Raw genomic sequence first — 24,121 nt, forward strand, 5'->3', positions numbered from 1 at the left:
GTACTGCCTCCTGTGCTGTTTCCAGTGGCCGCTGAGGTGTGGCCCACCTAGCGAGCGCCGGGCGCTCTCGTAGTGCGCCGTGCCGCTGCCTGGGATATCCGGTCGAACATGACCCCGAGCAGAACGATGGCCAGGCCCGCCGCGAGGCCCTTGCCGTACAACTGGCCCTGGGAGAAACCGGCTACGACGTCGTAGCCCAGGGCGCCCGCACCGACGAGACCGCCCACGACCACCATGGACAGGACATAGATCAGTCCCTGGTTGGTCGCGAGAGTCAGAGCGCTGCGTGACATGGGGAGCTGGACCTTGGTGATGATCTGCCAGGTGCTGGAACCCGCCGCCGTGGCGGCCTCCACCGTGGTTTCCGGCACCGCGCGCACACCGTCCGCGATGATCTTGATCGTCACGGGGGCGGCGAAGACCACCGCGGCGATGATCGCCGTGAAACGCGTGGCCCCGAACAGCGCCAGGAACGGCACCAGATACACGAACGAGGGCATGGTCTGGCCCGCGTCGAGACTGGGTCTGATCAGCCGGTCGACCAGCTGACTGCGGCCCATCCAGACACCGACCACGACGCCCAGCAGCATCACGATCAACGTCGCCACCGCCGTGGAGGCCAGCGTCGTCATGCTGTCCGACCACACCCCGGTTCCGACGAGCAGGGCCACGCAGACCACCGCCGTCGCACCCGCGCGCCACCCGCCGAGCACGACACCGACGGCGACGATCACCACGCCCACCAGCCACCAGGGCGACTCGGTGAGCAGCGTCTCGAAGGGGTTGAGCAACGCGGTGGTGATCAGGTCCCTGAATCCGTTGGTCAGTCCGCCGAAGGTGTCCTGCGTCCACAGCGTGACCTCGTCCGCCGAGCGGGCGATCGCGCTCCCGACCCCGGCGTCGCCGGGGAACTGGGCTGCCCACACGTAGGTGTGGGACAGCCACACGCACACCGCGGCCACTGCGCCGCCGGCCAGCAGCAGGGGACGGCGCCACTTCGTGAAGCGGCCGGCGCCGCGCCTCCTGGCGGTCTCTACGCGGTCACCTGCCGCGGTCGTGACCCGGTCCAGCACGATGGCCATGACGACGATGGCGAGCCCCGCGTTGAAGGCGACGCCGACGTCGAGGGTCTGCAGTGCCTTGACGACGGTCTTGCCGAGGCCGGGCGCGTCGATCAGGGCGGCGATCGTGACCATGGACAGCGCGGCCATGATGGTCTGGTTCACGCCCATGACGACGGTCCGCTTGGACATGGGCAGCAGCACCTTGGTGAGTGTCTGCCGCCGGGTGGATCCCAGCGACTCGGCGGCCTCGACCGTGGTGGCGGGCACCGAGCGGATGGCATGCGCGGTGATGCGGATGGCGGGGGGCGCCGCGTAGATGAGCGTGGCGATCGTCGCGGACGCCGGGCCGATGAGGAAGAACAGCGTCAGCGGAGCCAGATAGACGAACGTGGGCATCGTCTGCATGAAGTCCAGGAACGGCGTGATGGCACGGTTCACCCGGTCCGAGAGCCCGGCCCAGATGCCGAGCGGGATCCCGATGAGCAGGGAGACGAACACCGCCGACAGGGTCAGGGCGAGGGTGTCCATGCTCTCCTGCCACAGCCCCTGCAGCCCGAGGAAGACGAACCCGGCCACGGCCAGGGCCGCGACACGGATGTTGCCGAAGGCCCACGAGACGTAACCGGCGAGGGCGACGACACCCAGCCAGCCGATGACGGGTACCGGACGCCCGGCCCCCGGCTGGGAGATCAGCGACTGGACGAAGGTCACGAGATTGTCGATGACCAGCCGGATCTCGTTGAAGAAGTAGAGGAAGAGCGGGTTGCTGTTGCGGTTGGCACCGATGCTGTCGTTGACCGAGTTGAACCAGCGGTGCAGGTCGGTCAGATCGGCCGCCGCAAGGCCCAGTGTCTGCCGCCCGCGCAGGGCGGCGAAGAGCACCAGCCAGGCGATCAGGATCGCGGCCACCACCGTGCGGCGGCTGACCCTGCGTACGGATGCGACCGGCGCGGCCGTTTTGGCGATGACGGCCATCACGCGCCGCCTTCCTGCCCCGCCACGACCGCGAGGATCTCCTCGTCGCCGACGATGCCCAGAAGCTTGCCGTCCTGGACGACCTTGACCGGCCTGTCGGCGGCGAGCACCGCACGCGTCGCCTCGCGCACCACGACGTCCGGGCCCAACTCCGGCCCGTCGAGGGCGTCGTGGGGCCCGGGGGCCCGCATGATCCAGCGCAGGGTGAGGACTTCGGCGCGGGACACGTCCTTGACGAACTCGCGCACATAGTCGTCGGCGGGCGCGCCGACCAGTTCATCACCCGTGCCGCACTGGACCATCTTGCCGTCGCGCATGATGAGGATGCGGTCGCCGAGCTTGAGCGCCTCGGACAGGTCGTGGGTGATGAAGACCATCGTCTTGCCGACCTCGTGGTGCAGACGGATGACCTCGTTCTGCATGTCCCGGCGGATCAGCGGATCGAGTGCGGAGAACGGCTCGTCGAAGAAGAGCACATCCGGGTCGCCGGCGAGCGCCCGGGCGAGACCGACGCGCTGCTGCATGCCGCCGGACAGCTGGTCGGGGTAGGAGTGCTCGTACCCGGACAGGCCGACCAGTTCGACGACCTCCAGGGCACGCTTGTTGCGCTCGGCCCTGCCCATGCCGCGGATCTCCAGGCCGTACGACACGTTGTCGACGACCCGGCGGTGCGGCAGCAGCCCGAAGTGCTGGAAGACCATGGAGAACTTGCGGCGCCGGAGCTCACGCAGCCGCCGGCTGTCCGCGCCGCGGATGTCCTCGCCCTCGAAGTTGACTTCGCCGGCGGTGGGTTCGATCAGCCGGGTGAGACATCGCACCAGTGTGGACTTGCCGGAGCCGGACAGACCCATCACGACGAAGACCTCGCCGGGCGACACGTCGAAGTTCACGTCCCGTACGGCGGCGGTGCATCCGGTGCGGTCCATGAGCTCGCGGCGCGTGAGCCCGCACAGCTCATCGGAATCCGGCACCTGGTCGGCCTTGGGCCCGAACACCTTCCACAGCCCGCGCACGGAGATGACCGGGGCTGCGTCCTGGTCCTGGGACGTGCCGCGCCGCTGCGGCACTTCAGTCTGCGTTGGGGTCACGATCGACCTCTCTTCGGCGTTCAGCCGCGGAACCAGTGCTGCGGCCGGGGTTGGATGTTCTGCCAGATGTGCTTGGGCTCGCGGTATTCCTCCAGGCCTGTCGGGCCCAGTTCGCGGCCCACGCCCGAGTGCCCGAAGCCACCCCACTCCGCCTGCGGCACATAGGGGTGGTAGTCGTTGATCCAGACGGTGCCGTGGCGCAGCCGCCGCGCGACCCGCTGGGCCTTGCCGGCGTCCTGCGTCCACACGGCCCCGGCGAGTCCGTACTCGGTGTCATTGGCGATGCGTACGGCGTCGTCCTCGTCGCTGAAGCGCTCGACGGTCAGTACGGGTCCGAATGACTCCTCGTGCACCACGCGCATGTCCTGACGGCACTCGTCGAGCACGGTCGGCGGGTAGTAGTGGCCGCCTTTGAGCGCGGGGTCCACCGGACGGCTGCCGCCGCAGCGCAGTACGGCGCCCTCGGCGATGCCCGCGGTGACATAGGCCTCGACCTTCTCGCGGTGCTGCGCGGAGATCAGCGGCCCCGTGTCGGCCTGGGGATCGAAGGGGCCGCCCAGCCGGATGCCTCCGGCGCGGCGCACGACCTCGTCGACGAAGGCGTCGTGGATGCGGTCCTCGACGATGAGCCGGGCGCCGGCCGAGCAGACCTGCCCCGAATGCAGGAAGACGGCCGTGAGAGCGAAGTCCACCGCGGTCTCGAAGTCGGCGTCGGCGAAGACGACATTGGGGTTCTTGCCGCCCAGTTCGAGAGCGACCTTCTTCACGGTCGCGGCGGCCGTGGCCATGATCCTCCGGCCGGTGTCCAGGCCCCCGGTGAAGGAGATCATGTCGACGGCCGGGTCTTCTGCCAGCGGTGCGCCCACCTCGGGGCCGGAGCCGAGCACGAGGTTGGCCGCGCCGGGCGGCAGTCCGGCCTCCTCAAGTGCCCGCATCAGCAGGATGGTTGTGGAGGGGGTGAGCTCACTCGGCTTCACCACGATCGTGTTGCCTGCCAGCAGGGCTGGGGCGACCTTCCACGACGCCTGGAGCAGTGGGTAGTTCCAGGGGGTGATGAGCCCGCACACACCGACCGGCTCGTACGTGACGCGGCTGACGGCGTCGTCCCGTCCGGTGTCGATCACCCGGCCTGCGCTGGTGCCCGCGATCCCGCCGTAGTAGCGGAAGCAGGCGACCACATCGGCGATGTCGTACTCGCTCTCCACGAGCCGCTTGCCGGTGTCGAGCGATTCGGCCCGGGCGAAGTCCTTGACGTCGCGTTCGATCAGATCGGCGGTCCGCAGCAGCAGCGCGCCGCGCTCGCGTTCGGGGGTCCGCGGCCAGGGGCCCTGGTCGAAAGCCCGGCGGGCCGTTGCGATCGCTGCCTCGCTGTCGGCTCGCGTCCCTTCGGACACGACCGCCGCAAGCGTGCCGTCTGCGGGGCAGAGAATCTCCCGGCGGCCACCGGCCACCGCGTCGCGCCATTCTCCGTCCAGATACAGGTCTGCCACGAGCGGAGCCCTTCGACCGAAGTTCGTTGCGCATCATGCACTGCATTGCTTGTGGTGGAACACCCTGGCCGAACGTGTGACCCACGTCAAGGGGGCGAGACAGGCCGATTCCTCCCCGAGACCCAGTTGCCCCGACTCTCTTGACCGCGGTCGACGAGAGGCTGACCATGTTGCGTATCACTCACCGCGTTGTGCAATACGCACCAACGGAGGCCGCGTATGTCCCCTCGACCGCAACCAGGCCGCGAATACGTCCTCACCCTCTCGTGCCCGGACCAGGCCGGACTGGTGCATGCCGTGAGCGGCTACCTGGTCAGGAACTCCGGCAACATCCTGGAGAGCCAGCAGTTCGACGACCGGCTCCAGGACCGCTTCTTCATGAGGGTCCACTTCGCTGTGTCGGACCCCGACACCGACGTGAAACATCTGCGTGACCGATTCGGCCCCGTGGCCGAGGCGTACCGGATCTCGTGGACCCTGCGGGACGCCTCGACCCCGACGCGCACCCTGATCATGGTGTCGAAGTTCGGCCACTGCCTCAACGACCTGCTCTTCCGCCGGCGCACCGGCGCGCTCAACATCGAGATCCCGGCCATCGTCTCCAACCACGAGGAGTTCGAGGAGCTGGCCGGGACCTACGGCATCCCCTTCCACCACATCCCGGTGACCAAGGAAACCAAGGCCGATGCCGAGGCACGCCTTCTGGAACTCGTGCGCGAGCTGGACATCGACCTGGTGGTGCTCGCCCGCTACATGCAGATCCTCTCGGACGACCTGTGCAAGCAGCTCGAGGGCCGCGCCATCAACATCCACCACTCCTTCCTGCCCAGTTTCAAGGGCGCACGCCCGTACGGGCAGGCGTACGACCGGGGCGTGAAGCTGGTCGGCGCCACGGCGCACTATGTGACGCCCGACCTGGACGAGGGACAGATCATCGAACAGGACGTGGTCCGTGTGGATCACTCCCTCGATCCGGACGAACTGGTAACGGTGGGACGGGACGTGGAGGCGCAGGTGCTGGCGCACGCGGTGAAGTGGCACAGCGAAAGCCGGGTCATGGTGGACGGAAGCCGGACGGTGGTCTTCCGCTGAGCGGTACGGGGTGCGCCGACAGGGCTGGATGTGCGGCAGGGCCGCGCATCCAGCCCGTTGGGGGTCCCCCCGGACGAAGTCTGGGGGAGTTTGAGGACATGCGGCCGAAGGTCGCATACGGGGTCTGGGGGCTTGCCCCCAGTTCGGGATGGGGGTACCTCCCACGGCCGCCAGGCCGTAGGGGGAGGGCGGGGTCGGGGCTAACCCCCCTCCACGCGCTCCAGCATCGCCCGCCGCCAGCGCTCCGTCTCGGCGATCTGGTTGAACGTGAACACGTGCAGCCCCGCCACCGCCGCCGAGGGCGCCGTCAGCGCCGGCGCACTGCGCCGCAGCAGCCGTTCCGGCGCATAGCCGCCCGGCGCCACGAAGCGCACGAACCAGGAGGCATGCCGGGCCAGGAAGCGCGTCGACTCCCCCACACCGATCTTCGCCGCCATCGCCAGCAGCTTCGTACGTTCCACGGGCCCTGCCACGCCCACATGCACCGGCAGCGTGACATCGCGCCGCCGCACCCGCGCCACCCACTCCCCCAGCACCCGCGAGTCGAAGCACAAGTTGCTGACGATGTACGTCGCATGGGCGTGCTTGTCCCACATCGCCTGGATGGTGATGTCGTCGTCGATGAGCGGATGGCTCTCCGGGTAGCCGGTGATGCCGACCCTGGCGAAGGGGCTGCCCAGCTCCGCGAGGTGCCGTAGCAGGGGCAGCGCGCCCTCGTACGGGCCGGCGGGCGGATCGGCGTCCCCGGCAGGTACGAAGACATCGTCCACGCCCGCCTCGCGCAGCCGGTGGACGACCTCCGCCACATGCGCGCCGTCCCGCAGCAGCCGCGCGGGCACATGCGGCACGGTGCGGTAGCCGTGCGCCGCCAGCCGGGTGGCAAGGTCGAGCGTCGGCTCAAGACCCTTGACCGGCGAGGCGGTGACCGTGACCACCACGTCGCGCGGCACATGGGCGAGCACCTTGTCCTGCGTCGTCTTTGCGGGGATCACCTCGTAGCGGACGCGGTGCAGCAGCGGGCGGAGCGCGATCATCTCGCGGCGTCGCGGTGCCGGTAGTAGGCGGCCTTGGAGGGCGGCAGGGGGTCCTTGCCGAGAATGAGGTCGGCGGCCTTCTCGGCGATCATCATCACCGGCGCGTAGATGTTGCCGTTGGTGACGTAGGGCATCACCGAGGCATCCACGACGCGCAGTCCCTCAAGGCCGTGCACACGCAGGCTGGCGGGGTCGACGACGGCCATCTCGTCGGTGCCCATCTTGCAGGTGCAGGACGGGTGCAGGGCCGTCTCGCCCTCCTTCGCGACCCAGGCGAGGATCTCCTCCTCGCTCTCGACCGACGGTCCCGGTGAGATCTCCCCGCCGTTGTACGGGGCGAGCGCGGGCTGGTTGAGGAGCTTGCGGGCCACCCGGATCGCCTCGACCCACTCGCGGCGGTCCTGTTCGGTGGACAGGTAGTTGAAGCGCAGGGCCGGGTGCTCCCGCGGGTCCTTGCTCTTGATCTTCACGGAGCCGAGGGCGTCGGAGTACATGGGGCCGACGTGCACCTGGTATCCGTGGCCGCCCGACGGTGAGGAGCCGTCGTAGCGGACCGCGACGGGCAGGAAGTGGAACATCAGGTTCGGGTATTCGACGTCCTCATTGCTGCGGGCGAAGCCGCCGGCCTCGAAGTGGTTGGTCGCGGCCGGGCCCTTGCGGAAGAGCCACTGCAGTCCGATGAACGGGGCGCGCCACTTGGCCATGTACGGCTGCATGGAGACCGGCTGCTTGCAGGCGTACTGGATGTAGACCTCCAGGTGGTCCTGCAGGTTCTCGCCGACCCCGGGCAGATCGTGTACGACGTCGATGCCGAGCGCGCTCAGTTCGCCGGCGTTCCCGACGCCGGAGAGTTGCAGCAGCTGCGGGGAGTTGATCGCGCCGCCGCAGAGGATGACCTCGCGGGCGCGGACCTGCTGGGGCTTGCCCCGGCCGCGCCGGTACTCGACGCCGACGGCGCGCTTCCCCTCGAAGAGAACGCGAGTGACCAGCGCACGGGTCTTGATGTCAAGGTTCGGCCGCCTGCGCACGGGCTTGAGGTACGCCTTCGAGGCCGACAGACGGCGCCCGCGGTGGACGTTGCGGTCGAAGGGGGCGAAACCTTCCTGCCGGTATCCGTTGACGTCGTCGGTGCGGGGGTAGCCGGCTTCCTGGGTGGCCTCGAGGAAGGCGGGGAAGAGGGGACTGGAGGCCGGGCCGCGTTCCAGGACGAGCGGGCCGTCGTGGCCGCGGAACTCGTCGTCGGGGTCGGCCGCCAGGCAGTTCTCCATGCGCTGGAAGTACGGCAGACAGTGCGCGTAGTCCCAGGTCTCCATGCCCGGGTCGGCCGCCCACCGCTCGTAGTCCATGGGGTTGCCGCGCTGGAAGATCATGCCGTTGATGCTGCTGGAACCGCCGAGCACCTTGCCGCGGGCATGGTAGACGCGTCGGCCGCCCATGTGGGGCTCGGGCTCGGACTCGTACTTCCAGTCGTAGAAGCGGCTGCCGATCGGGTAGGTCAGCGCCGCGGGCATGTGGATGAACACGTCCCAGGGGTAGTCGGGCCGGCCGGCCTCCAGCACCAGCACGCGGTTGCCCGGGTCGGCGGAGAGCCGGTTCGCCAGTGCGCTGCCGGCCGATCCGCCGCCGACGATGACGAAGTCGTACTGCTGGGGAGCCATGGCTGCCTCGTCTCGGTCGCGCCGTTCGATACGCCGGGCATGCTAGTACGAGTAGCGCGATACGCACCAGGTTGCGAGCAACGCAACTTAATTGTCGTGCACCCCTTCACACGATCGTTGTTTACTGCGCGTATAGTTTCGCTGTGAGCAACTACAGTCCAGATACCGAAACGTCCGGTTCGCAGCCCGGCGGGGTCCAGTCCGTCGACCGCGCCATCAGCGTGCTGGAAATCCTTGCCCAACAAGGTGAAGCGGGCGTCAGTGACGTGGCGGCCGAGATCGACGTCCACAAATCAACGGCATTCCGCCTGCTCGGGGCGCTGGAGTCGCGCGGTCTGGTGGAGCAGGCGGGCGAGCGCGGCAAATACCGCCTCGGCTTCGGCATCGTGCGCCTGGCCGGTGCGGTCACCGGCCGCATCGACATCACACAGCAGGGCCGACCGGTCTGCGAGCGCCTCGCGGAGGAGATCGGCGAGACCGTCAATATCGCGGTCATGCAGGAGCACTATGCGATCAACCTCTTCCAGGTGCGCGGTCCCGCGGCCGTCGCGGCGCACAACTGGGTCGGCCAGCTGACCCCGCTGCACGCCACCTCCAGCGGCAAGATTCTGCTGGCCCACATGCCCGCCAAGGAGCGCACCGAGCTGCTGGCGCAGACGGGTCTGAAGAAGGTGACCCCGCGCACCCTCACGGCGAAGACGAAGCTCGAGAAGAACCTCGCCGATGCCCGCGAACACGGCTACTCCTGGACGCTTGAGGAGCTTGAGCTCGGGCTGCACGCCATGGCCGCGCCGATCCGCTCCCGTGACGGAGAGGTCATCGCGGCGCTGAGCGCGTCCGGGCCCTCGTACCGGTTCACCGAAGAGCGCATGCGCGAGCTCTCCCCGATGCTCATCCAGGGCGCGGACGAGATCAGTCACCGCATGGGCTACCTGGGCTGACCCTGGGGCTGCCCGCTGCCGAGGCGCTCGTGGATCCAGTCGTGGAAGGCACCGATGTGGTGCTCACTGGGCACGAGAACGCCGCCCTTGGCGTACAGGCGTGAGCTCATCGCGGGCTGGCAGCGCTCACAGGCGTCGAAGTCCTGCCGGTTGACCCGGTCGAAGAGCTCCACGGACCGGCTCACGTCCCTGCCGCTGTCCACGACGTCCTTGAGGTAGAGCCAGTCGCACTCGACGATCGTGCGGTCGACGGCGACCGGGTACATCCGGTGGAAGATCACATGGTCGGGGACGAGGTTGATGAACACCTGCGGTCTGACGGTGATCGCGTAGTAGCGGCGGTCCTGGTCCTCTGAGACACCGGGGATACGGTCCAGGCCTTCGGAGCCGTCCACGGTGAAGCCCTTGATCTCGGCGCCGAATTCGGCGCCGTGGCCGACGTAGTACTGCGCGGCATAGCCGTCGGCGAACTCCGGCAGCACCTCGGTGAGTTCGGGGTGGATCGTGGCGCAGTGGTAGCACTCCATGAAGTTCTCGATGATGAGCTTCCAGTTGGCCTTCACGTCATAGACGATCCGCCTGCCGACCTCGAGGCTGTCCATGTCGTAGCGCTCGATCGATTCCACGTCGCCGAGCCGTGCCACGACCTCTCCGACGACCTGTTCCTCGAAGGAGGGCGGAGTCTCCGCCAGACAGACCCACACATAGCCCAGCCACTCGCGAGTGGCCACACTCGCCAGGCCGAATTCGGTGCGGCCGACGTCGGGCATCTTCGTGAGGTTGGGCGCGGCGACGAGCTTGCCCGTCAGGTCGTACGTCCACGCGTGATACGGGCACTGGAAGGCACGCTTGACCTCGCCGGACTCCTCCGTGCAGAGCTTGGCGCCGCGGTGCCGGCAGACATTGAAGAAGGCGCGGACGGAGTTGTCGCGGGCCCGGGTGAGGAGGATGCTCTCGCGGCCGACGTCGACGGTCCGGAAGGCGCCGGGCGCGGCCAGGTCTGAGGAGCGCGCGGCGCAGAACCACATCGCCTCGAAGATGTGCTCCTGCTCCTGGGCGAAGATCCCGGGATCGGTGTAGTAGGAGCCGGGGAGGGTGGCGATCAGGCTGTCCGGCAGGCTGGTCGAGGTCACTGGGCACTCCTCGCGGGTGACATCGTCGATGGGTCGTCGCGCCGGGACGGGGAGGTCCGGGCGCCGCTGTGCGGTGGGCAATGAACGGCGTGCTGAGCAGGAGCGCGTGACGCCGCACGTGTGGCGTCAGAGCGTGGCGGCGGCGAGCTGCTTGCGCCAGCGGGTGAACAGCCGCGGCTGGTTCATCCCGAGGACCGCCACCGGATGCCCCGACCGCCGGTACACGGCCAGGAAGCTGCGGTCGTCGGGGAGTCCCTCCTCGACCGTCACACTGTCGGCGCCGGCGGAATGTCCGGCGAACTGGATCTTTACGCCGTACTGGTCCGACCAGAAGTAGGGCGGCTTGGGCACCCCCGTTGTTGCCGCACCTCCGGAGAGCAGCGCGGCCACGGCCGCCTCGGGCCTCTCCCGCGCCCCGGTCCAGTGCTCGACGCGACGGTGGATCCCGGCGGCGGGGTCGTACCAGGAGGCACAGTCCCCGACCGCGACCACACCGGCCACGCTGGTGCGGCCGTCCGTCCCGCACTTGACGCCGTCCTCCAGGACGACACCGCTGCCGGCCAGCCACTCGACGCAGGGACGGGCACCGACGCCGACGACGACGGTGTCGGCCGGGATGCTGCGGCCGTCCTCGAGCAGGACCGCCTCGACGCGGGCCCGCCCGCTCAGCCCCTTGACCCCGACGCCGCACAGCAGGCGTACGCCGTGGTCCGCGTGGAGCGTGGAGACGATGCCTCCCATGACCTCGCCGAGCGGTCCGGCCAACGGAGTCGGCGCGGCCTCGACGACCGTCACGTCAAGTCCCAGTCCGTACGCGGTCGAGGCGACCTCGGCGCCGATGAACCCGCCGCCGATCACCACCAGCCGCCCGCCGAGGGCCAGATCGGCCCGCAGAGCCCTGGCGTCGTCCAGGGTCCGCAGCGTGTGCACCCCTTCGAGGCCGTCACTGCCCGGCAGCAGGCGCGCGGTCGCACCCGTGGCGACGACGATCCCGTCGGCCCGGACGGACCGGCCGTCGGCCAGCCGCACGGCGTGGTCACCGGGGTCGAATCCCGCGGCCCGCACGCCGAGCAGCCACTCCGCCTGCAGGTCCTCGCCGTCCGTCTCCAGAGCGAGATCCGTTTCGCCGACCGTGCCGGCGAGGAACTCCTTGGACAACGGCGGCCTGTCGTACGGACGGTGCGGCTCGTCACCGATCACGACGAGCCGTCCGTCGTAGCCCTGCTTCCGCAGGGAGCGTGCGGCCGAGAGTCCGGCGAGCGAGGCGCCGACCACGGCCACGGTCCTCACGCGGGACCTCCGGCGAGCCTCGCTGCGATGCACGGCGGCAGGTTCGGGGCAGCCGTGGAGGGCTGGACGTAGACCATGCCGTCGACGATCAGGACCTCGTGCGTACGGACGGGGAGCTTGGCCGGCGGTGAGTCGACGGCCCCCGTCCTGAGGTCGAACTTCGAGGCATGCAGCGGGCATTCGACCTCACAGCCCTCCAGCCAGCCGTCGGCGAGCGACGCATCCTGGTGGGTGCATGTGTCGTCGATGGCGAAGACCTCGCCGTCGTCGGTGTGGAACACCGACACGGGCGGGTCCATGTCGAGCCGTATGGCCTCGCCTCGCGGCAGATCCGCGAGACGGCACGCGGGAATCATCATGACACCTCGGGTGCTCGGGTGCATATAACGAAACAGATTGCGGTAAGCGCAACGCCAGTTTGAAGTCCCCCAAAGCCGGTGTCAAGGCATCCTCCGGACAGGCCGACCCCTTGTTCCATGTTTCTTTTCACGCAACGCTGTGCGTAGTACACAACTTGCGATCCAGAGTGAACGCGGCGGCCATCAGCATCTTCGGCCTGTTCAAAGGGGGTATATGGCCGCCAGGAGACAGACCGCGGCGGCCTCGCGGTCAGCGTCATCGACGTGTTGACCGGAGGCCGCCGCGAGGCACCCTCAAAACGCGCGGCCGGGGGCCGCGGTCAGAACCTGCTTCCAGAACCGCTGTCAGAACCCGCGGTCGATCCACTCCTGCAGATGCGGGGCTTCCGCCGCGATGGTGGTCGTGTCCCCGTGACCGGTGTGCACGACCGTGTCGTCGGGCAGCGCCAGAAGCCGGTTCCTGATCGACTCGATGATGGTGCCGAAGTGGCTGTACGAACGCCCCGTCGCCCCGGGCCCGCCCGCGAAGAGCGTGTCACCGCTGAAAAGGGCGTTCAGGGCCGGCGCGTACAGGCAGACCGCGCCGGGGGCGTGGCCGGGGGTGTGCAGCACCGTCAGATCGGCACCGGCCACCGTGACGATCTGGCCGTGGGCCAGTTCGGCGTCGGGCAGCCGCTCGGGATGGGTCTGCTTCCACAGCGGCAGGTCGTCCGGGTGCAGCAGAATCGGAGCGCCGGTCCGGTCGGCGAGCGCCGGGGCGGCGTCGATGTGGTCGTTGTGGGCGTGCGTGCACAGGATCGCGCGCAGCGTCCGACCGCCGAGCGCGGCCGTGATGGCCTCCACGTCGTGCGCGGCGTCGATGACGACCGCTTCGGTGTCGTCGCCGACGATCCACACGTTGTTGTCGACCTCCCAGGTGCCGCCGTCCAGGGAGAAGGTGCCGGAGGTGACAAGTCGGTCGATTTTCGCGGATGTCACAGGACCACCACCGAGCGCAGTACGTCACCGTGGTGCATCCGCTCGAAGGCCTTCTCGACATCGTCGAGCGCGATCGTCTCGGTCACGAACGCGTCCAGATCCAGGCGCCCCTGCAGATGGAGGTCGATCAGCATCGGGAAGTCGCGGCTCGGCAGGCAGTCCCCGTACCAGGACGACTTGAGCGCTCCGCCGCGGCCGAACACGTCCAGCAGCGGCAGCTCCAGCTTCATCTGCGGGGTCGGCACCCCGACCAGGACGACAGTCCCGGCCAGGTCGCGGGCGTAGAAGGCCTGCTTGTACGTCTCGGGGCGGCCGACGGCCTCGATGACGACGTCCGCGCCGAAGCCGCCGGTCAGTTCGCGGATCGCCTCGACCGGGTCGGTCTCCTTGGAGTTGACGGTGTGGGTGGCACCGATCTTCTTCGCGGTGGCCAGCTTCCGCTCGTCGATGTCCACCGCGATGATCTTCGCCGCCCCTGCGAGCCGGGACCCTGCGATCGCGGCGTCGCCCACGCCGCCGCAGCCGATGACGGCCACGGAATCGCCGCGTCCGACGGCACCGGTGTTGATCGCCGCACCGATGCCCGCCATCACACCGCAGCCCAGGAGCCCGGCGACCGCGGCCGACGCCCGCTCGTCGACCTTCGTGCACTGCCCGGCCGCCACCAGCGTCTTCTCGGCGAAGGCGCCGATGCCCAGGGCCGGCGACAGCTCGGTGCCGTCGGTGAGGGTCATCTTCTGCTTGGCGTTGTGAGTGTTGAAGCAGTACCAGGGCCGCCCCCGCAGACAGGCGCGGCACTGGCCGCAGACCGCACGCCAGTTGAGGATGACGAAGTCGCCCGGTGCGATCTCCGTGACGCCCTCGCCGACCGCCTCGACCCGGCCCGCCGCCTCATGGCCGAGCAGGAAGGGGAAGTCGTCGTTGATGCCACCCTCGCGATAGTGCAGGTCGGTGTGGCAGACCCCGCAGGCCTCGATGTTCACCAGCGCCTCACCCGGGCCGGGGTCAGGGACGATGATCGTTTCCAGGCTGACCGGGGCGCCCTTCCCCCTCGCGACAACAGCACGGACCTGGTGAGTCATGGCCACTCCTCGACTGATGCGAACCCATGGGATGCGTTGCTTATTACGGCACACATCGCAAGTGCCGCAACAACAGCATCACGGAGGCCCGACCTGCGGTCAAGGATCCCGCGCGCAGCAGCCGCGGCTGGATTGCGCGGCTCGTCAGGGCGTTCGGTCAGCTGGGGAACATCCCTGCGGTCGCGTTTACCTCACAGGCTAGGGCGGTGATCAAGACAGCGAGGGATTCAGCGACCTTCTCACCCTAGGACAACTGATTTCGTCGATCCACGGCCGGTCAAGTGTCGATATCGTTAGTCTACGGGTCGCCCCCGTGACTACCTCGGCAACAGCAAACAGTTGAGAGACCGACGTGAACAACAGCCCGCTTCCGGCCGCCCTGCCACAGACAGAACTCACTCGCCACCGGCGCCTGCGCGAGCAGGGAAGCCCCGATCGCGCGGTCCTCGACGCCATCCTGAAGGCGGGCTTCATGTGCCACCTCGGTGTGGTCGTCGACGGACAGACCATGGTCGTTCCGACCGTCTATGGGGCCGACGGGCGGAACCTGTACTTCCACGGCTCGGTTGCGAGCCGCAGCCTCCTCGCCTCGCCCCGGGCCACGATATGCGTCACCGTCACGCACGTGGACGGCCTGGTCCTCGCACGATCGGTGTTCGAACACGGCGTCAACTACCGCAGCGCGATGATCTACGGCATACCCCGCCCTGTCACCGACCCCGAGGAGAAACTCGCCGGACTGCGCTGCCTTACCGAACAAGCCGCACCCGGACAGTGGGACTACGCACGGCAGCCGAACCGCAAGGAACTGGCGGCGACGGCTCTGCTCGCGCTTTCCCTGGAAGAGGCTTCCGTCAAGGTACGCACAGGCGCCCCCGACGACGGCGACGGGCCGGACGCCGCACTCGGGATATGGGCCGGCGTCCTGCCCATGGCGACCACCTTCGGGCAACCGGAGGCCGACCCCGCACTTCCCGATGGCATTGCCCCACCGCCCCACATCACCGCCCGCGCCCTCGCACCCAAACGTGCTGACGGCTAGTGCGGTTGACGCAGTCCTGCGATGAGGAGCTCGACCAGTCGACGTGCGTCGTAGCGGGGATCGCTCTCCGCGCCGATGCAGAGGTTCCCGACACCGCGCATGAGTTCGTAGGCCTGCAGGTCGGACCGGATCTCGCCGGAGGCGACCGCGGCGTCTAGCAGCCCGGTGCACACGGGCAGGAGGCGGTCGATGAAGTAGGCGTGCAGGGTCTCGAAGCCGGCGTTGTCGGACTGCAGCACGGCGGCAAGTCCGTGCTTGGTGACCAGGAAGTCGACGAAGAGATTCATCCATCGCCCTAGTGCGGCGTGAGGAGTTGGGCCGGCCGCCAGCAGGGCTGGGCCGGCCTCGGCGCAGGCATCGACCTGGTGCCGGTAGACGGCGATGATGAGATCCGCTCGCGTCGGGAAGTGGCGGTAGATCGTCGCCGTCCCGACGCCGGCCTTGGCCGCGATGTCGCGGATCGGCGCTTCCACGCCCGACGTGACGAAGATCGCGGCGGCCGCGTCGAGCAGGGTCTCCTTGTTGCGCCGGGCGTCCGCCCGTTTGGGCCGGGCCGTCTGACCCGTGCCCTGGTCGCCTTCGTTCACCGCGCCATCCTCTCCGTCACCGAGCTTGCTAAACGGGACACTGTCCCATATCGTCAAACGGGACAGGGTCCCGTTTGCTCATGATGCCAGAGCAGGGGCCGACAACCAAGCCACGCACTGTCACCACACTCATCCGCAATGGAGGAACACGGTCATGCAGTACCGCACCTTGGGCCGCACCGGTGTGCAGGTCAGCTCCCTCGCGCTCGGCGCGATGAACTTCGGCAGGATCGGGCGCACCACCCAGGACGAGGCCACCGCCATCGTCGACGCCGCTCTCGAGGCGGGGATCAACCTCATCGACACCGCGGACATGTACAGCGCCGGCGAGTCGGAAGAGATGGTCGGCAAAGCCATCGCCGGCCGCCGCGACGACATCGTGCTGGCCACGAAGGCGAGCATGCCCATGGGTGACGAGCGCAACCACCGGGGCGGTTCGCGCCGCTGGCTGGTCACCGAGCTGGACAACAGCTTGCGCCGTCTCGGTGTCGACCACGTCGATCTCTACCAGATCCACCGCTGGGACCCGAGCACCAGCGACGAAGAGACGCTGTCGGCGTTGACCGACCTGCAGCGCGCGGGAAAGATCCGCTACTTCGGCTCCTCGACCTTCCCGGCGTACCGCATCGTGCAAGCCCAGTGGGCCGCCCGCGAGTATCACCTGAGCCGCTACGTCACCGAACAGCCCAGCTACTCGATCCTGCAGCGCGGGATCGAGACCCACGTCCTGCCCGTGACCGAGCAGTACGGGCTCGGTGTACTGGTGTGGAGCCCGTTGGCCGCGGGCTGGCTGTCGGGCGCGGTCCGCGAGGGCAAGGAAATCACCACCAGCCGCTCAGCGTTCATGCCGCAACGCTTCGACACCGCCATCCCCTCCAACCGGGCCAGGCTCGACGCAGTCGAGCAGCTGGCCAAGCTCGCCGACGAAGCCGGCCTGACCATGATCCAGCTCGCGCTCGGATTCGTGACCGCGCACCCCGCCGTGACCAGCGCGCTCATCGGCCCCCGCACGCTGGACCACCTGCACTCGCAACTCGCCGCCGCGCACATCGTGCTCTCCGCCGACGTGCTCGACGCGATCGACGCGATTGTCGCTCCCGGCACCGACCTTGCCGCACACGAGAAGCACGACACTCCACCCTCGCTGCTCGACCCGTCACTGCGGCGCCGCTGATCAGGTCGAGTCCGCTACTGCGCCCCTCAGTCCCGCTGCTCTCGGGTACGCTCACGCACCAACCGCTCCACGGCGCTCGGGATCGTGGTCTCGAAGTCCAGGAGCTTTGCCCACTCGGGCGTGATCGCGATGCGGACCATCTGCTTGTAGAGGGATCGCACCTCCGCCTCGAACGTCGACCGCTGTTCCTCGGGGATGTACTTCTTCCCCCCTTGGAGGTATTCGTCGGGGATGCCTTCGACCAGTTCGGCGACCGCCGTGCCACGGACGAGCAGCACATGCGGTGGATGCCGACCGGTCGTGTCGATGGTCAGCGCCACCTTCGGGTCGGCCGCCAGGGCGCGGACCTTGTAGGAGCCCGGCACGGTACAGATGATGATCTCCGTGCCGGACCAGTGGAAGCCGATGGGCACGACCCTCGGTGCTCCGTCGAGCCCGGTGTACGCCACGCGGGCCGGGATGTCCGAGGACATCAGCTCGAGCGCGAGCGGCTTGTTCAGGACGTCAGCGACTTCTTTCCGATGCATTTCGGCCTCCTGCGGGAGCCTTGGCCTGCCGACAGTACGTCGACAGGGGTCCGACGAGCAGCGGCGACGCGCCCGGCTGATTACCGCCGTGGCCTTGCGTGCGTCTCGGCCTCAGGTCACCAGTCCCCGTCCTTGACCGGGGTCCCGGGCGGAGGGACGTCGCCGAGCGGCTGGACCTGGTGTGCGCCGGGCGGGGCCCACGGGGTGTGGTCGTCGCCGAGCCACTCGCCGACCGGCTTGACCTGGCTCAGGGTCCCGGTCGGCGCCAGGTCGGTGCCGTCCTCGTCGTAGTAGTCGAACCACGGGAGCCCGGCCCGGGTGTAGGCGGCGCGATCGACGGGCGAGGGCGGCGCCTCCTCACCGGTGATGCGTCGCCAGTCGGGCGGGGTGACCAGGTGGACGAACACCCGGCCGGCGGGGTCCTCGGCCCAGTCGGACAGGGGCCGGTCGTCCTGATAGACCTCTTGCCGCATGGAACCGCCCGCACCCAGGCCCATCGCGGCGGCCTGCGGGGGCGGACCGCCCGGAGCCGGGGGCGCGGCCATGGCAGCGGGGAACGCCGCGCCGTAGCCGCCGCCCGGCGCGCCGGCCGGTGCACACGGCGCGGCCGCCAGTCCCCCGGACCATGGCGGTGCGGCAGCCGAGCGCGCCCGTGCCGCCAACTCCGCCTGCACGCGCTGCTCTGCGCGCCAGGCTCCGAGCGCAGCCCGGGACAGAGGGAACGCCTGGAGCTGAACCCCTCCCGTCGTCTCCTCGCCGGTGACCTGTCCCTCCACCGTGGCCCCCAGTCCGAGCGGCACGGCGACGAACTGACGCACCGTCCCCCGGCCGGAGTTGATGCCGTCCAGCCACGGCTGCCGCGGCAGGACCACATAGTTCTGCGGCTCTCGCGCAAGCCGGCCGGTCCACCGCTCGCCGGAAACGGCACAGACCTTGCCCACACCTATCTGGAGCGCCGCGGGCTCCCTGCTGCCCGCGAAGCTCAGCCACAGGGCCTCCCGCAGGTACACCGGCAGCATCACCCCGCCCCGAGCCAGCCACGGGCGCGGCACGGTGCCGGGAAAGTCTTCGACGCGCCGCAGCGGGAACTCGCCAAGCCCCGGCGGCAACGGATGCGTCCCCGACTCGGGCAGACGCAGCGTACGGATGAAACGGATCTGCACCCCGCCGCCCAGCAGCAGAGTGTTGCCCTCGATACGCACATCACCGGTGACCACGGCGACCTCCCCATGTCTCAACGCCTCTTCCGCTGTTATCACGACCTGCGGTCCGTCACGGTTCCGGGGTGAGGGAAGACGTGTAACACAGCATTCGCGTGACCGAGACCGGGAGGATACGCCGCGCGGATTGTTCACAACGACGACTCGAAACGCCACCGACATCGTGTCGCAATATCGGCTGCCACTTTTTGGCCAGCACCCTGGGGAATGCTAAATAACCGTCAAGTGGTGATCGTCACAGGCTCACTGCGGCCAGACGCCCTGCACAGTGCGCTAACGTCGTCGTGCGGCGCACTGAAGTCGGGGGAAAACATGACCCGTTGACATTCATTGAGGCTTTGACCATGCCGGTGCGCAGCATGAACAAGGAACCACCTGGAGGGGTTTATGAATAAGAGTCGCTTAGAGTCCATGGGGGCCTATCTCCCCTCGACCGTGATGAGCACTCCGGAACTCCTCGCCCGTATGGAGAAGGTTCCGGAATTCGACCTCTTCAAAATCACCGGCATGGCCGAACGCCGCGTCGCGGACGATACGGGCGACATTCCCGAGGACTGCCTCACGATGGCAGTCTCGGCAGCCCGCGCATGCCTGGCTCGCTCGCGGTACGCCCCGGACGAGATCGACGTCGTGATCTCCTGCTCCATCAGCCGCACGACGGACGGCCGTCGCCACCAGTTCGAGCCGTCGTTCGCCCACCGCATCGCCAAGGAGATCGGCGCGCTCTCCGCCCTGCACTTCGATGTCTCCAACGCCTGCGCGGGCATGATGACCGGCGTCTACCTGCTGGACCGGATGATCCGCTCCGGTGAAGTGCGCAACGGCCTGGTGCTCAGCGGGGAGCACATCACCCCGATCGCCTTCACCGCCGCGCGGGAGATGGAGCACAGCCGGGACCCGCAGTTCGCGTCCCTCTCCGTGGGCGACTCGGCCGTCGCCGTGCTGGTCGATCGCGCCACCGACGAAGCGGACGTGATCCACGAGGTCGAGCTGATGACCTGCTCGGAGTACTCGCATCTGTGCCTGGGCATGCCCAGCGACGACACCGGCGATCTGGCCATGTACACGAACAACAAAGAGATGCACGCCGAGGACAGGCTCTCGCTGTGGCCGACGTTCCACCGCGACAAGCTGGCCGAAGACGGTCGCCAATTCGCCGACGAGGGATACGACTTCGTCGTCCAGCACCAGGTCGGCAGCCGGTTCGTCGACTTCATGAACCAGGTCGGCGAGAGCATCTTCGGGACACCGATGCCGCAGACCCTGTCGGTCGTCGAGAAGTTCTCCAACACCGCGACCACCTCCCACTACCTGGTACTGCATCAGGCACTGGCGGAAGGCCGCATACCCAAGGGGTCCAAAGTCCTCCTGGTGCCCGCCGCATCCGGCGTGGTGACCGGTTTCCTGTCCGCGACCGTCTCCTCCCTGGAGGTGTGAAGATGGCAACTGTCATAACCTCCACCGCGCTCAGCCCTGCCGACGAGACGGGCAGCGCCATCGGGTACGCGGCATCGGCCGGCAGCGCCTGCCTGGAACAGGCAGGGCTCACGGCCGAGGACGTCGACGTCCTCATCAACGTCGGCGTCTACCGCGACTCCAACATCTCCGAGCCCTCCGTCGCCGCACTCATCCAGAAGCGCATCGGCATCAACCTGGAGTATCTGCACGCCCCGGACAGGCGTCCCGCGTTCTCCTTCGACCTCATGAACGGCGCCTGCGGCGTACTCAACGCCGTCCAGGCGGCAGGTGCGCTGCTGGCAACCGGCAGTGCCCGCCGGGTACTTGTGGTCTCCGCCGACACGCACCCCTCGATGGACCCGTCGAAGGCGGGCACCGCAGAGTTCCCGTACGCGAGCACCGGCGCGGCACTGCTGCTGGAACGCACCGGCGACGCCCGCGGCTTCGGGCGGGTGCACCACCGGTCGGCGCCGGGCGGCCACGGAGTCAACGGGTATCTGCCGCTGTACGAGGCCGGCTCGGCCGGTCGTCAGACCATCGTCGTCGATCGCGACGGCGGCGTCCTGGAGCGCATGCTCGATCTGGCCGTCGACTCGGTACGCGGCTGCCTCGCGGCCGAGTACGGCACCGACACCGATGAAGCGGCAGCGGTCCTCGACCGCACTCTGCTGATCACCTCGCAGCCGTCGTCCGACTTCCCCGCCCAGCTCGCCAAACGCCTGGGCATGGCATCCGATGCCGCCGTCACCGTCGAAGGCGTGCAGGGCGACCCGCACACCTCGGCACTCACCCACGGCTTCCGGCAGGCACAAGACGCGGGCAGGTTCGCCGGATTCGACAGGATCCTCTTCCTCGCCGTCGGCGCCGGGCTGAGTTCGGCGGCCTGCCTCTACCGTCTGGCCGACCACAGCGACGGAGCCGCGCACTGATGCCCGGTACCACAACCGCCCTGCGCCAGGACGCGTTCCTGGCCGAACTACTCGCCTGGCACGCCGTCCGTACGCCCGGAAAGCCGGCCGTCATCCACCCGGACGGCGACCGGATGGAGTCGGCCGGCCGACCGGCCTACACGTCGGTCGGCTACGGCGAACTCGCCGAACGCGTCACCGCCTGCGCCGCCGCACTGGAAGCTCATGGCATCCGCCGCGGTACCCGTACGGCCCTGCTGGTGACTCCGGGCGTCGACCTGCTGACCCTGGTCTTCGCCCTGATGCACGTCGGAGCGGTTCCGGTCGTGGTCGATCCCGGCATGGGGCTGGGCCGCATGCTGGACTGCATCCACCGCGTGGGGGTCCAGGCATTCATCGGCGTACCGTCCGCACACATCCTGCGGCGGCTGCGCCCGCGTGCCTTCGCCGGAGTGCAGAGCCTGATCAAGGTCGGCCGCGGGAGCGGCACGGCACTCGAGGAGCTGACCGCCCTCGGTGCGGGCCTTCCGCAGCAGCGTCCGCTGGAGTCCGGGCCGGACGACCTCGCACTGATCGGCTACACCACCGGTAGCACCGGCCCGGCCAAGCCGGTCGAGATCACCGTCGGCATGCTGCGGGGAATGGCGTACGGCGTCGAAGAGGGCCATTTCACCAGCGACATGACAAGCACCCTGGTCACCCTGCCCCTGATGGGCGTGTTCGATCTCGCGGCGGGTCGCACGGCGGTGGTGCCGAAGATGAACATGGGCCGGGTAGGCGCCGCCGATCCGGGTCTGCTGACCGACGCGATCCAGCGCTTCTGCGTCAACGCCATGTTCGCCTCACCCGCGTTGCTGGATCCGCTCTCGGCTCATCTGGCGCAGTCCGGCGCCCAGGTGCCGTCGCTGCGGATGATCGTCTCCGGTGGTGCACCGGTGAGCCCCGAGCTGATGACCGCGCTGCGGGCCGTACTGCCCGGCGAGGCACGGGTGTTCAGCACGTACGGGTCGACCGAGGCGCTGCCGATGGCGCTGCTGGAGAGCAGAGAAGCGCTGGCCGGGCCGGCCGCCGGCCCTGCCGAAGGCCTGGGTGTCTGTGTCGGCCGACCGGCGCCCGGCACAACGGTGCGGACCATCAAGGTCAGCGACCGACCGGTCCCCCGGTGGACACCCGGACTACCGGTGGCAGCCGGTGAGATGGGCGAGATCGTGGTCAGCGGTCAGGCGGTCAGCCCTCGCTACTTCCAAACGCCCCAGGCCGACGCCGAGCACAAGATCGAGGACGGCGGACGTCGCTGGCACCGCACCGGTGACGTCGGATGGATCGACGGTGAGGGTCGGATCTGGTTCTGCGGTCGCAAGAGCCACCGGGTCCGGGCAGCCGACGGCGATCTGCACACGGTGCGCTGCGAGAGTGTCTTCAACACGCACCCCGACGTGAAACGCACGGCGCTGGTGGGCTTCGGCCCGGACGCCGAACAGCGGCCGGTGCTGTGTGTGGAGCTGGCACCGGGCATCGACCACAAGCAGTGGCCCCACATCGAGGGCGAGTTGCGCGAACTGGGCGCGAACAACCCGATGACCAAGGCGATCGCGGACTTCCTTCCGCACCCCGCGTTCCCGGTCGACATCCGCCACAACGCCAAGATCCGCCGGGAGCTGCTGGCCGGCTGGGCCGAGGACCGGCTGACCGGAAGCCGCCGCCCGACGGCGGCCGACCACGCGCTGCGCACGATACCGCTGCTCGGGTGGGCGTACCTGGCTGCCTGGCCGCTGCTGCCCCTGGACCATGTGGCCCTGACCGCTCTGTGGTGGCTCGACGCCTTCCTGAGCGTCGTCGTCCACGCCGTCCAGATACCGTCCGCGCTGCGCGCGGAGCAGGAACTCGCCACCGGTCGCAAACCATGGGCGACGGCCGCGCTCACGATGCTCTTCGGAGCCACCTGGTGGCGGACCGGTCGCCGCAAGACGAAGGGCGCTTCGAGATGAAGGTACTGGTGACCGGCGCGTCCGGGTTTCTCGGCAGCCATATCGTCGACGCCTGCCTCCGCGCGGGCGACGACGTGCGGGTGCTGGTGCGCGAAGAGAGCGACCTGAGCCATCTGCGCACCGTCGCAGGCATCGAGTTCGCCTACGGGGACCTGCGCGACGCCGCCTCGATACGCCGGGCCATGGACGGCATCGACGCGGTGCACCACAGCGCCGCCCGCGTCACCGACAGGGGTACCCGCGCCCAGTTCTGGGACGAGAACGTCTCGGGCACGGAGCGCCTCATGTCGGCGGCCCGGGAGGCGGGAGCGAGGCGCTTCGTCTTCATCAGCAGCCCCAGCGCGCTCATGAGCATCCGCGGCGGCGACCGGCTCGACATCGACGAGAGCGAGCCCTACCCGACGCGCCACCTCAATCTCTACTCGGAGACCAAGGCCGCCGCGGAGCGCCGAGTCCTGGCCGCGGACAGCGCGGACTTCACCACCGTCGCCCTGCGCCCGCGCGCCGTGTGGGGCCCGCGCGACCACTCCGGTTTCATGCCGCGGCTGCTCGCGAAGATGATGACGGGCAGCCTTCCCGATCTGTCCGGGGGAAGGCGGGTGTACGCGTCACTGTGCTACTGCGAGAACGCCGCCGACGCCTGCGTACGAGCGGCGCGTGCCGAAGGTGTCGGCGGCAGGGCCTACTTCATAGCCGACGAAGAGCCGGTGGAGATCTGGAGCACCCTCGCAGGCCTCGCCGAACGGTTCGGCGGCCGGCCTCCGGCCAAGCGGGTCCCCCACAGCCTGCTGCGCGCACTCGCCTTCACGGCGGACATGGTCTGGAAACTGCCGCCGCTGGCCAAGAACTCCTCACCTCCCCTCTCCCGTTACTCACTGGCCCTGCTGACCCGTTCCGCGACGTACGACATCTCGGCGGCACGGCGGGATCTGACGGCGCCACACGTGTCCCACGAGGCCGGGATGGCCCAGCTGGAGGCCTGGATCGACAGCATCGGCGGCGTCGACCAATTCATCCGGAAGGTGAAGTAGCC

The 24,121-nt window shown here is 68.9% G+C and carries 21 protein-coding genes; 8 read left to right on the forward strand and 13 right to left on the reverse strand.

Annotation, left to right across the window (positions count from 1 at the left end):
• Positions 1 to 47: 47 nt before the first annotated feature.
• The 3 genes from OHA61_RS01800 to OHA61_RS01810 are packed head-to-tail and all read right to left on the reverse strand — an operon-like array spanning position 48 to position 4,617.
• Positions 48 to 2,039, reverse strand: coding sequence for an ABC transporter permease subunit (locus OHA61_RS01800; RefSeq protein WP_406301341.1), 1,992 nt, complete (start codon positions 2,037 to 2,039; stop codon positions 48 to 50).
• Positions 2,039 to 3,127, reverse strand: a complete 1,089-nt coding sequence (locus OHA61_RS01805; RefSeq protein WP_406301342.1) for a glycine betaine/L-proline ABC transporter ATP-binding protein — start codon at positions 3,125 to 3,127, stop codon at positions 2,039 to 2,041. Before OHA61_RS01805 ends, OHA61_RS01800 begins: the two co-directional genes overlap by 1 nt.
• Positions 3,128 to 3,147: 20 nt before the next feature.
• Positions 3,148 to 4,617 (reverse strand): aldehyde dehydrogenase family protein, encoded by a 1,470-nt coding sequence (locus tag OHA61_RS01810; protein WP_406301343.1) that lies wholly within the window; start codon positions 4,615 to 4,617, stop codon positions 3,148 to 3,150.
• Between the two features lie 219 nt (positions 4,618 to 4,836).
• Between OHA61_RS01810 and purU the strand changes: the two genes are divergently transcribed.
• Complete coding sequence (gene purU / locus OHA61_RS01815) at positions 4,837 to 5,709, forward strand: formyltetrahydrofolate deformylase (RefSeq protein ID WP_324984205.1); 873 nt, start codon at positions 4,837 to 4,839, stop codon at positions 5,707 to 5,709.
• A gap of 200 nt (positions 5,710 to 5,909) precedes the next feature.
• On the opposite strand, the gene OHA61_RS01820 is transcribed toward purU, so the two are convergent.
• Together OHA61_RS01820 and betA are read right to left on the reverse strand one after the other, a co-directional pair.
• Positions 5,910 to 6,743: a methylenetetrahydrofolate reductase gene (locus tag OHA61_RS01820; protein WP_406301345.1), complete on the reverse strand. Its 834-nt coding sequence runs from the start codon at positions 6,741 to 6,743 to the stop codon at positions 5,910 to 5,912.
• Positions 6,740 to 8,401, reverse strand: a complete 1,662-nt coding sequence (gene betA, locus OHA61_RS01825) for a choline dehydrogenase (protein ID WP_406301346.1) — start codon at positions 8,399 to 8,401, stop codon at positions 6,740 to 6,742. Before betA ends, OHA61_RS01820 begins: the two co-directional genes overlap by 4 nt.
• Positions 8,402 to 8,544: 143 nt before the next feature.
• Between betA and OHA61_RS01830 the strand changes: the two genes are divergently transcribed.
• The gene (locus tag OHA61_RS01830) at positions 8,545 to 9,342 is read left to right on the forward strand and encodes an IclR family transcriptional regulator (protein ID WP_406301347.1); all 798 of its coding nucleotides are present in this window, start codon (positions 8,545 to 8,547) and stop codon (positions 9,340 to 9,342) included.
• Here OHA61_RS01830 and OHA61_RS01835 read toward each other — a convergent pair.
• From OHA61_RS01835 to OHA61_RS01855, 5 genes are all read right to left on the reverse strand, one after another.
• The gene (locus tag OHA61_RS01835) at positions 9,330 to 10,475 is read right to left on the reverse strand and encodes an aromatic ring-hydroxylating dioxygenase subunit alpha (protein WP_406301348.1); all 1,146 of its coding nucleotides are present in this window, start codon (positions 10,473 to 10,475) and stop codon (positions 9,330 to 9,332) included. The genes OHA61_RS01830 and OHA61_RS01835 overlap by 13 nt on opposite strands.
• A 126-nt stretch (positions 10,476 to 10,601) precedes the next feature.
• Positions 10,602 to 11,765, reverse strand: coding sequence for an NAD(P)/FAD-dependent oxidoreductase (locus OHA61_RS01840; protein ID WP_406301349.1), 1,164 nt, complete (start codon positions 11,763 to 11,765; stop codon positions 10,602 to 10,604).
• The gene (locus OHA61_RS01845) at positions 11,762 to 12,124 is read right to left on the reverse strand and encodes a bifunctional 3-phenylpropionate/cinnamic acid dioxygenase ferredoxin subunit (protein WP_324984223.1); all 363 of its coding nucleotides are present in this window, start codon (positions 12,122 to 12,124) and stop codon (positions 11,762 to 11,764) included. Before OHA61_RS01845 ends, OHA61_RS01840 begins: the two co-directional genes overlap by 4 nt.
• Before the next feature lie 345 nt (positions 12,125 to 12,469).
• On the reverse strand, positions 12,470 to 13,102 hold the full coding sequence (locus OHA61_RS01850) for an MBL fold metallo-hydrolase (protein ID WP_406301350.1): 633 nt from the start codon (positions 13,100 to 13,102) through the stop codon (positions 12,470 to 12,472).
• Entirely contained in the window at positions 13,099 to 14,184 is a 1,086-nt protein-coding gene (locus OHA61_RS01855) for an S-(hydroxymethyl)mycothiol dehydrogenase (protein ID WP_406301351.1), read from the reverse strand. The genes OHA61_RS01850 and OHA61_RS01855 overlap by 4 nt, the downstream gene beginning before the upstream one ends.
• A 352-nt stretch (positions 14,185 to 14,536) precedes the next feature.
• Here OHA61_RS01855 and OHA61_RS01860 point away from each other — a divergent pair, with 352 nt between their 5' ends.
• A complete protein-coding gene (locus tag OHA61_RS01860) occupies positions 14,537 to 15,226 on the forward strand; it encodes a pyridoxamine 5'-phosphate oxidase family protein (protein WP_406301352.1) in 690 nt (229 codons plus the stop codon).
• Here the strand turns inward: OHA61_RS01860 and OHA61_RS01865 are convergent.
• Entirely contained in the window at positions 15,223 to 15,813 is a 591-nt protein-coding gene (locus OHA61_RS01865; RefSeq protein WP_406301353.1) for a TetR/AcrR family transcriptional regulator, read from the reverse strand. The two genes, OHA61_RS01860 and OHA61_RS01865, sit on opposite strands and share 4 nt — an antisense overlap.
• 154 nt (positions 15,814 to 15,967) lie before the next feature.
• Between OHA61_RS01865 and OHA61_RS01870 the strand changes: the two genes are divergently transcribed.
• Entirely contained in the window at positions 15,968 to 16,987 is a 1,020-nt protein-coding gene (locus OHA61_RS01870) for an aldo/keto reductase (RefSeq protein WP_406301354.1), read from the forward strand.
• Positions 16,988 to 17,013: 26 nt separating this feature from the next.
• Here the strand turns inward: OHA61_RS01870 and OHA61_RS01875 are convergent, their stop codons facing one another.
• Complete coding sequence (locus OHA61_RS01875) at positions 17,014 to 17,514, reverse strand: pyridoxamine 5'-phosphate oxidase family protein (RefSeq protein ID WP_406301355.1); 501 nt, start codon at positions 17,512 to 17,514, stop codon at positions 17,014 to 17,016.
• Between the two features lie 116 nt (positions 17,515 to 17,630).
• The gene (locus tag OHA61_RS01880; protein ID WP_406307257.1) at positions 17,631 to 18,731 is read right to left on the reverse strand and encodes a hypothetical protein; all 1,101 of its coding nucleotides are present in this window, start codon (positions 18,729 to 18,731) and stop codon (positions 17,631 to 17,633) included.
• A gap of 414 nt (positions 18,732 to 19,145) precedes the next feature.
• On the opposite strand from OHA61_RS01880, the gene OHA61_RS01885 reads away from it, so the two are divergent.
• The 4 genes from OHA61_RS01885 to OHA61_RS01900 are packed head-to-tail and all read left to right on the forward strand — an operon-like array spanning position 19,146 to position 24,119.
• The gene (locus tag OHA61_RS01885; RefSeq protein WP_406301356.1) at positions 19,146 to 20,171 is read left to right on the forward strand and encodes a 3-oxoacyl-ACP synthase III family protein; all 1,026 of its coding nucleotides are present in this window, start codon (positions 19,146 to 19,148) and stop codon (positions 20,169 to 20,171) included.
• 2 nt (positions 20,172 to 20,173) lie between these two features.
• A complete protein-coding gene (locus OHA61_RS01890; protein WP_406301357.1) occupies positions 20,174 to 21,121 on the forward strand; it encodes a hypothetical protein in 948 nt (315 codons plus the stop codon).
• Positions 21,121 to 23,088, forward strand: a complete 1,968-nt coding sequence (locus OHA61_RS01895; RefSeq protein WP_406301358.1) for a fatty acid CoA ligase family protein — start codon at positions 21,121 to 21,123, stop codon at positions 23,086 to 23,088. The genes OHA61_RS01890 and OHA61_RS01895 overlap by 1 nt, the downstream gene beginning before the upstream one ends.
• A complete protein-coding gene (locus tag OHA61_RS01900) occupies positions 23,085 to 24,119 on the forward strand; it encodes an NAD-dependent epimerase/dehydratase family protein (protein WP_406301359.1) in 1,035 nt (344 codons plus the stop codon). The genes OHA61_RS01895 and OHA61_RS01900 overlap by 4 nt, the downstream gene beginning before the upstream one ends.
• Positions 24,120 to 24,121 lie beyond the last annotated feature (2 nt).

This window comes from Streptomyces sp. NBC_00885, from assembly GCF_045207475.1.
In the GTDB taxonomy this organism is placed as follows: domain Bacteria; phylum Actinomycetota; class Actinomycetes; order Streptomycetales; family Streptomycetaceae; genus Streptomyces.

Bases quoted from the DNA above. Each gene is read 5' to 3' on its own strand.
- OHA61_RS01800 (WP_406301341.1), bottom strand. From the start codon at position 2,039: ATGGCCGTCATCGCCAAAACGGCCGCGCCGGTCGCATCCGTACGCAGG.
- purU (WP_324984205.1), top strand. From the start codon at position 4,837: ATGTCCCCTCGACCGCAACCAGGCCGCGAATACGTCCTCACCCTCTCG.
- OHA61_RS01820 (WP_406301345.1), bottom strand. From the start codon at position 6,743: ATGATCGCGCTCCGCCCGCTGCTGCACCGCGTCCGCTACGAGGTGATC.
- betA (WP_406301346.1), bottom strand. From the start codon at position 8,401: ATGGCTCCCCAGCAGTACGACTTCGTCATCGTCGGCGGCGGATCGGCC.
- OHA61_RS01845 (WP_324984223.1), bottom strand. From the start codon at position 12,124: ATGATGATTCCCGCGTGCCGTCTCGCGGATCTGCCGCGAGGCGAGGCC.
- OHA61_RS01855 (WP_406301351.1), bottom strand. From the start codon at position 14,184: ATGACTCACCAGGTCCGTGCTGTTGTCGCGAGGGGGAAGGGCGCCCCG.
- OHA61_RS01870 (WP_406301354.1), top strand. From the start codon at position 15,968: ATGCAGTACCGCACCTTGGGCCGCACCGGTGTGCAGGTCAGCTCCCTC.
- OHA61_RS01875 (WP_406301355.1), bottom strand. From the start codon at position 17,514: ATGCATCGGAAAGAAGTCGCTGACGTCCTGAACAAGCCGCTCGCGCTC.
- OHA61_RS01885 (WP_406301356.1), top strand. From the start codon at position 19,146: ATGGGGGCCTATCTCCCCTCGACCGTGATGAGCACTCCGGAACTCCTC.
- OHA61_RS01890 (WP_406301357.1), top strand. From the start codon at position 20,174: ATGGCAACTGTCATAACCTCCACCGCGCTCAGCCCTGCCGACGAGACG.
- OHA61_RS01895 (WP_406301358.1), top strand. From the start codon at position 21,121: ATGCCCGGTACCACAACCGCCCTGCGCCAGGACGCGTTCCTGGCCGAA.
- OHA61_RS01900 (WP_406301359.1), top strand. From the start codon at position 23,085: ATGAAGGTACTGGTGACCGGCGCGTCCGGGTTTCTCGGCAGCCATATC.